The sequence below is a fragment of the Nitrosopumilus sp. genome (assembly GCA_029862745.1).
GTDB lineage: Archaea > Thermoproteota > Nitrososphaeria > Nitrososphaerales > Nitrosopumilaceae > Nitrosopumilus.
In genome coordinates this window covers 23144-36140 of sequence record JAOTWS010000004.1, presented here as the reverse complement: position 1 = coordinate 36140, position 12997 = coordinate 23144, and the positions used below count along the sequence as shown (strand labels likewise).

The window sequence follows — 12997 nt, the reverse complement described above, 5'->3', positions numbered from 1 at the left end:
TCTACCTATCTATTGGTTGTAAATTTTTCATTTTACCAAAGAATGAATTTATAACCATCTGTAAAATCTTTGTTGTAAATGAGTGAAGAACAGGCTGAACAATTGATGCAACAAATGCAAATGCTTGAAACCTATTTTTCTGATTTGTCTCAAAGAGAAGCATCTTTTGTGAATATCTTCAGAGAAACAGTTGCTGCCATTGAATCAATTAAATCTCTTAGTCAGAAACCTGAATCTGAAACCCTTGTTCCAATTGGAATGGGTGCATATCTTCCTACAAAAATTTCATCAAACTCCAAAATTATTTTGAATATTGGTGCAGGTGTTGCAGTGGAAAAAGATTTTCCTTCAGCGATTAATTTTCTTGAAGCACGAGTAAAAGAAATTGAGATTGCTATCAATGACACTTCTGCAAAAAAACAAGATGCCGCAGGGCGTTTAGAACAAGGACGAATTCAAATTAATCAATTAATGCAATCTATATCTCCTCCAAATTCAGGATAAAATATGTTTGATAAACTTCGTAAAGCATTTTCTAATGCGGCGAAAAGTCTTGGAGAAAAAGAGCTCAATGAAAAAGATGTTGAGAACATTCTATTTGACTTAGAAATAGCACTCTTAGAATCGGATGTAGCAACTGAAATAATAGATTCCATTAAATCAGATCTAAAAGAAAAATTAATTGGCTCAAAAGTAGAAAAGAATCAAATTGAAAAATTTGTTAAAGATAGTTTAATTTCAAGTATCTCTGTTTTGTTTGATAGTGCAGGAAAAATTAATCTCTTTGAAAAAATTAATGAAAAAAAGAAATTAGGACAACCTTTTTTGATTTTGTTTGTTGGAATTAATGGAACTGGTAAAACCACGTCTTTAGCAAAAATTGCATATCTTTTACAACAAGCAAAATATTCAGTAGTAGTAGCTGCTGCAGATACTTTTCGTGCTGGTGCAATAGAACAATTACGAGAACACACAAACCGTCTTAATCTAAAACTTGTTGCTCAAAATTATGAATCAGATCCAGCTGCAGTAGCTCGAGATGCAGTACTATATGCAAAATCTCACAAAACAGACTGTGTTTTAATTGATACTGCAGGAAGGATGCAAACGAGCAAAAACCTGATGGAACAAATTGGAAAGATTACCAAAGTCGTAAACCCTGACATGAAGATTTTTGTTGGTGATTCTTTAGCTGGAAACGATACTGTAAATCAAGCACGTGAATTTTATGAACATGTAAAATTCAATGGCTCTATTCTAACTAAAGGTGATGCTGATGCAAAAGGTGGTGCAGCGTTATCGATAGTAAAAATTACTTCGACTCCTATTCTTTTTGTAGGTGTTGGACAGGAATATCCTGATCTAATTCCATTTGACAAGGAAATATTTTTGAAAACTGTTTTTGGTTCATTTGATGGTATAGACATAACCAAGTCCGTTGGGTTAGCACCAGAACCAAAACCAGAACCAAAACCAGAACCAAAACCAGAACCAAAACCAGAACCAAAACCAGAACCAAAACCAGAACCAAAACCAGAACCAGAACCAAAACCAGAACCAAAACCAGAACCAAAACCAGAACCAAAACCAGAACCAGAACCAAAACCAGAACCAAAACCAGAACCAAAACCAGAACCAAAACCAGAACCAAAACCAGAACCAAAACCAGAACCAAAACCAGAACCAGAACCCGTTGTTTCCTCAGATGATCCCTTTGAAGGAATCAATGATGATGATATTGCAACTTATTCAGATCTATTTGATATACCTCCACCTGATAATGACAATGATGCAATACAATTAGGACATAAAATTCGTGAGTGGATTAAGAATGGCAGACAAAAGCCTGGAGAATCTAAAGTTGAAAAAGTTGATGATACACTTGACTCTGATGAAGAGATTCAAAAACATGATAAAGAAGAAAAACCTAAAAAGAAACGAGGCATATTTGGATTCTTTAAGAAATGAAACTCAAAACAAAAGATTTACTCACTTTAGGTGAACTGACCCCAAAGGAATTTTCAGGATTAATTGATCTTTCCCTTAAACTTAAAAAAGAATTCAAAGAAGGCAAATGTAAATCTCTTTTAAAGAATAAGACACTGGCAATGATCTTTCAAAAACCGTCTACTCGAACACGTGTAAGTTTTGAAACAGGAATGTTCCAATTAGGTGGACATGCAATTAATTTGTCATCTAATGACATGCAACTATCTAGAGGTGAATCCGTTGAAGACACTGCAAAAACTCTTTCACGATATTCTGATTGTATAATGGCACGAGTTTACGATCATGAATTACTAATTAATTTATCAAAACACTCAAGCATTCCTGTGATAAATGGATTATCTGATTCTTTTCATCCTTGTCAAATCTTGGCTGATTTTATGACAATAAAAGAAAAAAAGAAAAATCTCAAAAAATTAAAAATTGCCTGGATTGGAGATGGTAACAATGTGTGTAACTCTATGATTTATGGTGCTGCCTTATCTGGAATTGAAATGTCAATTGCAACTCCAAAAGGTTTTGAACCTGACAAGATAGTAATCAAAGAATCTAAAAAATCAACTAACATTGAACTAACTACATATCCATTTATTGCAACTAAAAATGCTGATGTGGTTGTAACTGACACTTATTCTTCAATTCATAACAGTGATCCAAAACGAATCAAAAAATTTCTTCCAAAATTTCAAGTCAACTCTAAATTAATGAACAGTGCAAAGAACAATGCGATCTTTTTGCATTGCCTTCCTGCAAAGAGGGAACAAGAAGTTACATCATCTGTAATTGATGGACCTCAATCTGTTGTCTGGGATGAAGCAGAAAATCGTCTTCATACTCAAAAGGCTTTACTTGCTTCCATAATTCACGCTTAACGTATATAAGAGCAGTTTCAAACTCGGTTTCTATAGATGGCTTATTCGAAAATATTACGCAGATTAAGGGAGGAAAAGACCAATTATAAGAAACGTGGAACCATGTTGATGGGTAAACGTGATTTTATCACTGTAAACATTACTAATGAAAATACTCAAGTTCAAATTCTCAAGCCTGGAATGACTGGTGACACAGTAATTGCGTCTGCACATTCTAGATCTTTACTTGAGAAAGGATGGAAAGGTTCCAGAAAAAGTATCCCTGCAGCATATCTTACAGGATTTTTGGCTGGCAAGAAAGCATTAGGTAAAGGAGCAAAAGATGCAATTCTATACACCGGAACTAAAAGATATACTCAAAGAGTTGCAGCTGCTCTCAAAGGGGTAGTTGATGCAGGCATTAAGGTTCCAACAGATGAAAAAACATTTCCAGCCGATGAGCGAATAAACGGCGAACATCTTACTGTTAAAAATGAAATTTCAAAAATAAAATCCTCAATTGAAAGTGAGGTCAAGTAGAAATGAGCCAGACAACACAATCTAAAGGGGGTCAACGAGGTAGAGGTCCACCTGTATATGGAAGAGGTCCTCCAGGTGGAGCAAAAGGTGGCGACCGACCAAGAAGACCAAGAAGAGAACCAGAAGAAGAAGCTTGGGTTCCAAAAACCATATTAGGCCAAAAAGTTGCATCAGGTGAAATCGAATCATTAGAAGAAATTATAGAATTAGGATTAAGAATTCAAGAAGCAGGAATAATTAAGAAATTACTTCCTGATTTGAAAAGTGAAGTTGTAGATGTTGGAATTATTCAAAAAATGACTTCTAATGGACAATCAACTAGATTCAAAGCCATTGTTGCAACTGGAAATGAAAATGGTTACTTAGGAATTGGTCAAGGAAAATCAAAACAAATGAGAATTGCTATTGAAAAAGCAACAAATCAAGCTTATCTTAATGTCAACCCAATCAAAATGGGATGCGGTAGTTGGGAATGTAGATGTGATCAAAAACATTCGGTACCGTTTAAAGTTAGAGGAAAAGGTGGTAGCGTTACAATTGAAATTATTCCTGCACCCCGTGGATTGGGTCTAGTTGCAGGTGGTAAAATTAAACGATTATTGGAATTAGCAGGTCTAAAGGATGCATGGACTACAGCAAAAGGTTCTACTCCTACCATGAATTCTACTTCAAAGGCTATATTGGATTGTCTTAGGCAGACATTTAGTCAAGGTTGATGAAAAATGGTAAATGCATATCTTGTAGTTAGAATAAAGGGTCAAGCTGATTGTCCATACTGGGCCACAACTACTATGACTTTATTAAAATTGGATAAAAAATATCGTGCAACAATTTTGCCTGCAAAAGATAATACTTTAGGAATGCTAAGAAAAGTACAACATTACATTGCCTGGGTTGAACTTGATGCCTCTTTGGCAAAAGAGTTGATTGACAAAAAAGCAAGAAAAGGTGGCTATCAAAAGATCACTGCAGATGACCTAAAAGAACTTGGTTTTGAAAGTTCTGAAGCACTGGCAAAAGCTTTGTCTGAAGGAAAAGCAACCCTATCAAAATTAAAACCTCTAAAACCTTGGTTTGCTCTTTCACCACCAAGATTTGGATTCAAAAGAAGTACAAAGAGATTGTATGGAGAGAAAGGTGTTCTTGGACAAAACAAAGAACTTGGCAATTTAGTAAGGAATATGATATAATATGGCAACAAGATTAAGAAAGACTCGAAGACTAAGAGGCGGACGACATATGGGATGGGGACAAGTAGGTCAACATCGTGCCAGTGGTCATAAAGGTGGTCTTGGAGTTACTGGTATGAAGAAACATCATAGAAGCACTATGCTAAAAGAAGATCCAGATCATTATGGTCATGATATCCCTAAAACACCTCACCCAAATATTATAAAAAAATGGACTAGCGTCAGAGATCTTGATGACTTGTACACAAAGTTCGGTAAAGAAGAAGGGGGGAAGAAAATCATAGACCTTGAAAGTGCAGGATATGATAAACTCCTTGGTGGCGGAAAACTTGTTAACACGTATTCCGTCAAAGTACAACAATTTACCGCATCTGCAGAAGAGAAACTAAAATCTGTTGGGGGAGAAGTGTTACTTAACAATGGCTGAAGGTAGTATTACTGCTATTATCCGAAAAGTTGTTTTCAAAGCAGAACCTTACATTCCTCAGGTTCCAAAACCAAAAAAGAAAATCTCACTACCAACTAGATTACTTTGGTGTGGCATTGCATTACTAATCTATATGATAATGGGTCAGACCCCATTGTTTGGTGCAACAGCACCGCAGTTTGACTTTCTAGCCTTTGCTAGAGTAATTTTTGCATCACAACAGGGTACTTTGGTTGAATTGGGGATTGGCCCGATAGTAACGGCTGGACTCTTGATGCAATTATTGAGAGGTTCAGAAATTCTTAAATTTGATTTCAAAAAACCTGAAGAACGAGGAATCTTTCAGACTGCTACCAAGTTGGTAACATATGTTGTAATTGTAGCTGAATCTATTGTATATGCTATAGCCGTTTATGGTCCTGGTGTAAGTGAGCCGTATTTCTTGTATGTAATGATTGGCCAATTAATGGCGGCATCTATTCTCATCATGTTCTTAGATGAATTAATTCAAAAGGGATGGGGTCTAGGCAGTGGAATCAGTTTATTCATTATGGCCGGTGTTGCTCAGCAAATTCTTTGGAGTTTGTTTAGTCCTCTGCCTGCAGGAGATGGTGGGTCGATAGGTATCATTCCATATTTAGGACAATCTATTATGGCCGGTGATATTACAAATACAATATTTCGTGCTAATAGTCTCCCGAGCATATTTGGTATATTTTTGACTGCTGGCGTATTGTTAATTCTTGTATTCACTCAAGGTATGAAAATTGAAATTCCAATTGTCTCTACAAAGTATAGAGGTTTTTCTGCTGTTTATCCAATCAAATTGATGTATGTTTCTAACATTCCAGTTATCTTGGCATCTGCATTAACTGCAAATGCTGTATTCATATTCCAAATGTTATGGGCAAATCTTAACCCGCGAAATAATAATTTCTTTGTAAACTTTATTGCGCAATTTGACCCGACAAGCCCGTCTACACCGATTGGTGGTCTTATCTATTATGTCACCCCTCCAAGAGGATTAGATGTTGCTGCTTTAGATCCAATGCGTGCAGTAGGATATGTCTTATTTATGGTCGGAATTGTTATTCTGTTTGGTAGATTGTGGGTTGAGCTTGGAGGTTTGTCTCCAAAGAGTGCGGCTCAGAATTTACTTGACGCAGATGTACAAATCCCTGGATTTAGAAGATCAAACAAACCAGTTGAAGCCTTGCTGAACAAATACATCCCATCAGTTACAATTATTGGCTCTGCAATTTTAGGTCTATTAGCAGGTGTCTCTGATGTTCTTGGTGTATTTGGTTCTGGAATTGGAATTTTATTAATGGTAGATATTCTCATCAATTACTATACGCAGTTAGTTAGAGAACGAGTGGAAGTTGTCATGCCACGTTTGGGTGCTTTACTTGGTAGAAAATAAAAGAATTGTAATGATAGGCATTCCAGGTGTTGGAAAAACAACATTGTTATCAAAAATTGTAAAAATACTAACTGATAATAAAAAAAAAATTACACGAATAAGTTTTGGAACCTTAATGTTTGAAGTTGCAAAAGAAAATGGACTAATTGATAGAGATGAACTTAGAAAATTACCAGTTGCAGAACAACAACGAATTCAGAAACTCACTGCAGAAAAAATTGCATCTCAAAATGAAGAAATTATGATCATTGATACTCATGCATTTATCAATTCTCCTGAGGGATACTATCCTGGATTGCCTGAACATGTTCTAAAAATCATAAAACCCACAAATTTCATCTCGATCTCTGCAAAACCTGAAGAAATCTACAATAGACGAATGACTGATGATACCCGTAATAGAGACAAGATCACCTTATCTAACATTAAAAAAGAGCTAGATGTTCAATCAGGCATGATTTCTGCATGTGCTGTAATTACTGGCTCCCCAGTAAAGCATATTCTAAATGGTGAGGGAAAGGTTGATGAAGCAGCAAATAAAATAATTAAGGCAATAGGACTGTAAAAAAATGGACTTTAACTTTATTCTACTCTTTATCGACTCAATACACCTCCAACTGGATTTTCTTGGTCAAGGAAGTCATGCGCTTGGAAGTGATGATCCTATAATCAAAGGGTTGATTCTTGGCATGTTTGCAGTAGCTGGATTTGGTATTGTGCTTAATCTCTTTAATGCTGCAGTTAGAAGAAAGATGGTTGATCAAGTAAAACTCAAACGTATTATGAAAGAGACACGAGGATGGCAAAAAGAAAGAATGGCTGCAATGAGGGCTAAAGATCAAGCAAAGATAAGCGAACTAGGAAAAAAGTCATCATACATGAACAAAATGTCAATGGAGATGATGCAGATGAATATGCGACCAATGTTAATTACATTTGTTCCTTTAATTCTAATATTCTATCTTGTGTTGCCACAACTATTTTCTTATACTGTTGCCCTTTCTCCAATACCATTAAATGTTATTCCAGGAGATTTCTTTCAACTAACATGTACTGCTGAACAAGCATTAGAAGAAGGTCATGTTTGCTTTGGTCAAGAAAATGCATTGTATCTTTGGGCATGGTACTTCCTTGCATCAATTTCATTTAGTGGAATTATAATGAAATTAACAAAGACATCGATGGATCTCGGTTGATGAAATCTATTGTCATTTCTGGTCCTCCTGCAGTAGGCAAAACAACTGTTGCTAAAGGATTAGCAGAAGAATTTCAACTACAATACCTTAGTGGAGGGGATGTGTTAAAGGAAATGGCAAAAGAGCAAGGCTTTGATTCTGATAGTGAAGATTGGTGGGATACTGATGAAGGTATGAAATTTCTAAGTCAACGTGAACAAAATTCAGAATTTGATAAAAAATTGGATCAAAAATTAATTCTGCTTTTCAATGAAGGTGGAATGGTAATTACCAGCTACACTCTTCCGTGGCTGATAAAAGATGGGATTAAAATCTGGTTAGATGGCTCACATGAAAGCAGCTCCAAAAGAATGCAAACAAGAGATAATATGAGCCAAAATGAAGCTTATGAAATAACAAAAAAGCGTTTTGATAAGAATAAAGCATTATACAAAAAACTTTATGATTTTAATTTTGGCTATGATGAATCTGTGTTTGATTTAATAATTAACACTGACAATCTTTCTGCACAACAAGTAATTGATATGGCAAAAGAAACTGTGAGAAAACTACTATGACACTAAAACAACTTGAAAATTTAATTGAAATTGATCAGGATATTACTGATGATGCCTATGGAACATATTATGATAAACGAACAATTGAGCAGCTGCTAAACTATGGAATAATTCTACTGGACAAACCACCAGGTCCTACAAGTCATGAAACTGTTGCATGGACAAAACGTCTTTTGAAGATTCCAAAAATTGGTCACAGTGGAACACTAGATCCGCAAGTTTCAGGAGTATTGCCTCTTGGACTAGGAGAGGCAACTAAGGCCCTGGGAGTTTTACTTTATGGTCCAAAAGAGTATCATGCGCTAGGACGAATTCATTCACTACCATCTAAAGAAAAACTAAATGAAGTAATTGCTATGTTTCAAGGGGAAATCTTTCAAAAACCACCACAACGTTCAGCAGTTGTAAGACAAACAAGAACTAGAACTATTTATGAATTTGAATTGCTAGAACAAAAAGAGAGACTACTCTTAACAAGAATCCTGTGTGAGGCAGGAACATATGTACGAAAATTATACTATGATATTGGAGAGATTCTAGGTCCTGGCGCAACAATGGTTGAGCTCAGACGTACTAGAGTTGATCAGTTTTCTGAAAAGGATGGACTAGTAACTTTACATGAACTTGCAAACGCCTTTGCTTTGTGGGAAGAGAAAAAAGATTTCAGTAAATTAATGACGATGATCAAGCCAGTAGAATATGCTCTTAGTGAGTTAAAATCCGTAATTATTCGTGATTCTGCAGTAGATGCTATGTGTCATGGTGCACAACTTGCAATTCCTGGTATATTGAAAATTTCACCAAATCTCAAAAAGGGTGATATTGTTGGAATTTATACTCAAAAAGGAGAGGCAGTAGCATTAGCTGAAGCTTCTATGTCTGAAGAAGATATTCGTGAAGCAACAAAGGGGTACGCATTTGTTACAAACAGAATCATTATGGCTCCAAACACGTATCCTAAAAAATGGAGAACCAAACCAACCACTCCGAAGGATTAAAAATAAAGAAACTATTCTAAAATAATTGTTATCTAAAAGTCTTGTAATTTTTGTTGGTGTTGGTGTAATTGCAGGATTTGCATTTGGAATTTATTTAATTGATGTAAAAAGTACTAGTCAATTAATCTATGTTGAAGGATCTTCGATTTCAATAGTTACTGAAAAATCTGATTTTAAAAAAGGCGAAGAAATTAAAATTCGAATTGTAAATTCAGGTACTGTTCCGTTGATTTTTACTGATACTTCCTATGGTCTTAGGATTACTGGATTATCTGGAATACTAATGTATACTCCTGCTTCTACACAAATAAGATCTAATTTAGAACCTGGAGTTGAAGTTGAATTTTTATGGAATCAAATTAAAAATGATGGTGATGCTGCATTGGAAGGTCTTTACAAAATCTCTGTAAAAGGAATGGATGCAGAACAAAATACTGTAGAAAGATCCACAACTATTACAATCTGGAAGTAATTTTTTATTTCTTAAATGATACAATATATAATCACATTTCGCCAATTACATTTGTCGCAAGACTTGTGCCGGGGTCGCCTAGCCTGGTAGGGCGCGCGCCTGGAAATTATTAACCATAAAGCGCGTTCTCGCAAGGGAACGGGAGTTCAAATCTCCCTCCCGGCGCCTAATACTATAATGTATAGACCCAATGAACAAAATTTACCCACTTTAAATTCAAGTCATATTCATAGAACTATGAAATACAAAAAAGCAATCGATTGGCATAATTCTCAGAAGAGAGTTGAGATTGCTAAGATAAGAATAGCAAAACGATTCTCACAAGAAAATACAGATACTGCATGCAGATTCCTTGACAAACTACGACTAGGTAACATGTCTTATGGTAGAATTGAAAATTATTCTGGTTCTGTCATACGAATCTTACAGATAAAAAATTACAAGAAAATAGAGAACTGGTCAAAATTTACAGAGATGGAAAGCAAAAACCAATTCAAATTTTTTCTCATTCTGAAGAGATAATCATACAGAGGACAAGAGTCAAGGTAATGGATAGGAATACCGGTAAGATAAATACAATCTATATGCTTTAGAAGGACTTGGTTCTACCGGATGGATGACTATAGAGACTCTACTGGAAATCAGGAACTTTTTGCATATGTCTATGTTGGAGATGAGATCACTTAATAGGATTAATCGTGATATGACTCAATAACTTTCTTTGATTTTATTCTATTTTCGTGATCTTAGATGTTTACTAACTGTAAAGATAGATACTGCTGGTGTTGCAACATAAATTCCCAAGTTAAGAGCAATTATAGATATTCCAAGTCCTAAAACTTCAACTTCTGAACCATCTTCTGCCAATGTCATAATCGATAATGTTGAAATCATTGGAGTAATGAACATCCTTACTGCCTCTCTAAATAACGGATTTTCTCTTTCATAGTCTGCTATTATAGGACTAAATGAATAATAATACTTGTTAAAAAAATTCATGAATGCATTTCCTACATCTGTAGTCATTAGTTTGTTGTCTCTAGTTTCTCGTAACTGCTGCACCTGTGTTACAAGCTCGCTTCCAAACGCTGCAGTTGCAATAAGACATCCCCCGCTACCTGAAGATTCTGATATATCTTCAATAGATTTGTTAAATGTAACTGTCTGAGTTGGAATTGAAAAGTATCATGAAATGGTGCATTGTTTGCTGTTTATCTGGGCCTAAACTCCACTAGAATTAATACGCCAATCTATCAATAGGCGTTTTCATTGGTGGTGTAGTTGTATTCCTTTAATGCCTGCTTGATAATCCTCAAAAATGACGTATATGATGAAAAGTGCTTCTTATTCAATGAGAATGGGTAAATGATGTTGTTTTCACTGTAGATGTTTTTGTTAGAATCCAAACTTGGCTAAAAAATTGGAATATGGTTGCAGATTATGAGATCAGAATCTGTTATGTGAAAATCTTTTATAACAGTATTATCCTGCAGATTTATGAAATGTCAATGCAATACCAATAGATTATGCATGTGTCATTACCTGGCAAAATATCCTGATTCAATAAAGCCAAAAAATTGAGTTTTCTCAAGTCATCTGATTTTTATAATTTATCTATAATGCTTGCAAATCTCCACGGTCCACATTGTGCATTTAGATCTTCGCTCTTTAGCAGTCCTGTTGTGTTTAGATGGTTTACAATGTGTGCTGAAAATGGTAATGCCCCAGTTGCTCCAGGTGAATTGTAATTTAAAATATGAAATGACATAGAGTCATCAATTAAAATTACATCTGGAACAAACTTCCCATTATCATCAATAACTGATGATCTGATTCCAGCAGTACCTTTTTGAGTAATTTTATCTGCATTAATTTTTGGTAAGAATCTTTTTACTCTATCAATCATTGCTGATTTTGACATTGATGATTGCATCTCATTTATTGCAAGTTGCTGAAATTGTTTATCAAAAATTGCTTTTCTTGCACCAGAGCCAAGCATTTCTAACATCTTTGGAATAAACTCCTTGATGTTTTCTGTTTTATCATATCCATATGGACTAAACACTGGAACTGCATTTGGACCAATCTCACAACTACCATCTACTCTGATAATCCAATGTGGATCCAAAAATGGATAGTCTGGAAATTCAGGAACAGAGTATACACTTGTTTTAGTCAAGTCATGATATTCTTTTGGTGCCCTCCAATACTCTCCTCTGAAATGCACATCTGTGAATTCTTTTGCAACTCCTGCATCATGTGCAATATTTACTGCTTCTCCACCTGCAGCATTAATTAGAAATTTTGCAAATATTTTGTGTTCTCCATCTAATGTGATTTCCCATTTGTCATCTTCTTTTTTTATTTTAGTAACTCTTGTGTCTAAGATAAACTTTGTACCTCTATTCTCACTGTCTTTCATAACCGAATTTGTAAATATTGAATAGTCTGTAGATCCGTCTTTGTAAACATACAGTGCGGCTTCACACTTTATTTCAGGTTCTATTTTTTTCAATTCGGTATCGCTCATTAATTTTATATCCTTATCCTCAAGCCCATTTTGTTTTCCCCATTTAAGATATTTCTCAAGAACTTTGATACTTTTTTGATCAAGTGCAACTTCAATTACTCCATCTTTTTTAAAAGGCAACTTTCGTAAAGCAGCATATTCCTCCCACATTTCATAACCATGAAATGCAGCTTTTGCAAACAATTTTTTCTTTTCAGGGTTGTATAGGTACGGGGCGTGAACTTTTCCTGTATTTCGTCCACTGGTGTGAAATGCAACTTTATGTGCTTGCTCTATGACAACTATTTTCTTTGATTTGTTCATACATGACAAATAGTATGAGATTGAAGTTCCAAGAATACCTCCTCCAATAATCACAACATCAAAGTTACGTGCCAAAATATTTCAATATCATTTCGTTTTAGTTGATATTAAATTGAATGTTTGGTAATCAAGATTAATATCTAATAAGACTTCAACTCAAGCGTGCTACCTGATCAATGCTCTGTTTTAGAGGAAGGAAAACAATGTGTTAATCCTCCTGAATTTATCGTCTCTATTGTTTCTGATAAGGATGAGTATATGGTTGGAGTAACATGCCATAAACACAAACAAATTGTATCTGGCAAAATCGGAATTTTGCAAAATGAGGGTAAGATTCATGATGGTAAAATTAGTTTTTCACCCGTAAAATCTGTTGGAACCGACTGTATTCATGGTGACGCTGATGATTTTATCCAAATTGATATGAATCACTCTAAAAACTAAAATCATATTTTCTGTAATCAAAAGAAAGTTTTTGGATCTGAACTTAAATAACACAATTA

The 12997-nt window shown here is 35.0% G+C and carries 16 protein-coding genes, 1 tRNA gene and 1 pseudogene; 16 read left to right on the top strand and 2 right to left on the bottom strand.

All coding sequences use genetic code 11. The features are described 5' to 3' along the window. Positions 1 to 78: 78 nt before the first annotated feature. From pfdA to OEM44_05065, 15 genes are all read left to right on the top strand, one after another. Positions 79 to 504, top strand: coding sequence for a prefoldin subunit alpha (pfdA, locus tag OEM44_05135; GenBank protein MDH3516182.1), 426 nt, complete (start codon positions 79 to 81; stop codon positions 502 to 504). A gap of 3 nt (positions 505 to 507) precedes the next feature. Beyond that, the gene (gene ftsY, locus OEM44_05130) at positions 508 to 1968 is read left to right on the top strand and encodes a signal recognition particle-docking protein FtsY (protein ID MDH3516181.1); all 1461 of its coding nucleotides are present in this window, start codon (positions 508 to 510) and stop codon (positions 1966 to 1968) included. After that, on the top strand, positions 1965 to 2879 hold the full coding sequence (gene argF, locus OEM44_05125; protein ID MDH3516180.1) for an ornithine carbamoyltransferase: 915 nt from the start codon (positions 1965 to 1967) through the stop codon (positions 2877 to 2879). Before ftsY ends, argF begins: the two co-directional genes overlap by 4 nt. Before the next feature lie 36 nt (positions 2880 to 2915). Next, positions 2916 to 3398, top strand: coding sequence for a 50S ribosomal protein L18 (locus OEM44_05120; GenBank protein ID MDH3516179.1), 483 nt, complete (start codon positions 2916 to 2918; stop codon positions 3396 to 3398). 2 nt (positions 3399 to 3400) lie between these two features. After that, complete coding sequence (locus OEM44_05115; GenBank protein ID MDH3516178.1) at positions 3401 to 4114, top strand: 30S ribosomal protein S5; 714 nt, start codon at positions 3401 to 3403, stop codon at positions 4112 to 4114. A gap of 6 nt (positions 4115 to 4120) precedes the next feature. Next, positions 4121 to 4588, top strand: coding sequence for a 50S ribosomal protein L30 (locus OEM44_05110; protein ID MDH3516177.1), 468 nt, complete (start codon positions 4121 to 4123; stop codon positions 4586 to 4588). 1 nt (position 4589) lies between these two features. Beyond that, positions 4590 to 5015 carry a 50S ribosomal protein L15 gene (locus OEM44_05105; GenBank protein ID MDH3516176.1) on the top strand — a complete coding sequence of 142 codons (426 nt, stop codon included), beginning with the start codon at positions 4590 to 4592 and terminating at the stop codon, positions 5013 to 5015. Beyond that, positions 5008 to 6438, top strand: a complete 1431-nt coding sequence (secY, locus tag OEM44_05100) for a preprotein translocase subunit SecY (GenBank protein MDH3516175.1) — start codon at positions 5008 to 5010, stop codon at positions 6436 to 6438. Before OEM44_05105 ends, secY begins: the two co-directional genes overlap by 8 nt. After that, a complete protein-coding gene (locus OEM44_05095; GenBank protein ID MDH3516174.1) occupies positions 6416 to 7003 on the top strand; it encodes an adenylate kinase in 588 nt (195 codons plus the stop codon). Before secY ends, OEM44_05095 begins: the two co-directional genes overlap by 23 nt. A gap of 4 nt (positions 7004 to 7007) precedes the next feature. Then, a complete protein-coding gene (locus tag OEM44_05090; protein ID MDH3516173.1) occupies positions 7008 to 7634 on the top strand; it encodes an EMC3/TMCO1 family protein in 627 nt (208 codons plus the stop codon). Further along, positions 7634 to 8191, top strand: a complete 558-nt coding sequence (locus tag OEM44_05085; protein MDH3516172.1) for a cytidylate kinase family protein — start codon at positions 7634 to 7636, stop codon at positions 8189 to 8191. The genes OEM44_05090 and OEM44_05085 overlap by 1 nt, the downstream gene beginning before the upstream one ends. Next, entirely contained in the window at positions 8188 to 9189 is a 1002-nt protein-coding gene (locus tag OEM44_05080) for an RNA-guided pseudouridylation complex pseudouridine synthase subunit Cbf5 (protein MDH3516171.1), read from the top strand. Before OEM44_05085 ends, OEM44_05080 begins: the two co-directional genes overlap by 4 nt. Before the next feature lie 25 nt (positions 9190 to 9214). Then, positions 9215 to 9661, top strand: coding sequence for a hypothetical protein (locus OEM44_05075; protein MDH3516170.1), 447 nt, complete (start codon positions 9215 to 9217; stop codon positions 9659 to 9661). Between the two features lie 67 nt (positions 9662 to 9728). After that, positions 9729 to 9826: transfer RNA gene (locus tag OEM44_05070), tRNA-Ser, on the top strand. A 72-nt stretch (positions 9827 to 9898) separates the two neighbouring features. Beyond that, positions 9899 to 10183, top strand: a complete 285-nt coding sequence (locus OEM44_05065; protein MDH3516169.1) for a hypothetical protein — start codon at positions 9899 to 9901, stop codon at positions 10181 to 10183. Positions 10184 to 10393: 210 nt separating this feature from the next. Here the strand turns inward: OEM44_05065 and OEM44_05060 are convergent. Together OEM44_05060 and OEM44_05055 are read right to left on the bottom strand one after the other, a co-directional pair. Further along, a pseudogene (locus OEM44_05060) lies at positions 10394 to 10774 on the bottom strand (hypothetical protein). A gap of 490 nt (positions 10775 to 11264) precedes the next feature. Beyond that, entirely contained in the window at positions 11265 to 12569 is a 1305-nt protein-coding gene (locus OEM44_05055; protein ID MDH3516168.1) for an FAD-dependent oxidoreductase, read from the bottom strand. An 87-nt stretch (positions 12570 to 12656) separates the two neighbouring features. Here OEM44_05055 and OEM44_05050 point away from each other — a divergent pair, with 87 nt between their 5' ends. Continuing rightward, entirely contained in the window at positions 12657 to 12938 is a 282-nt protein-coding gene (locus tag OEM44_05050) for a hypothetical protein (protein MDH3516167.1), read from the top strand. The last annotated feature ends 59 nt before the right edge of the window (positions 12939 to 12997 follow it).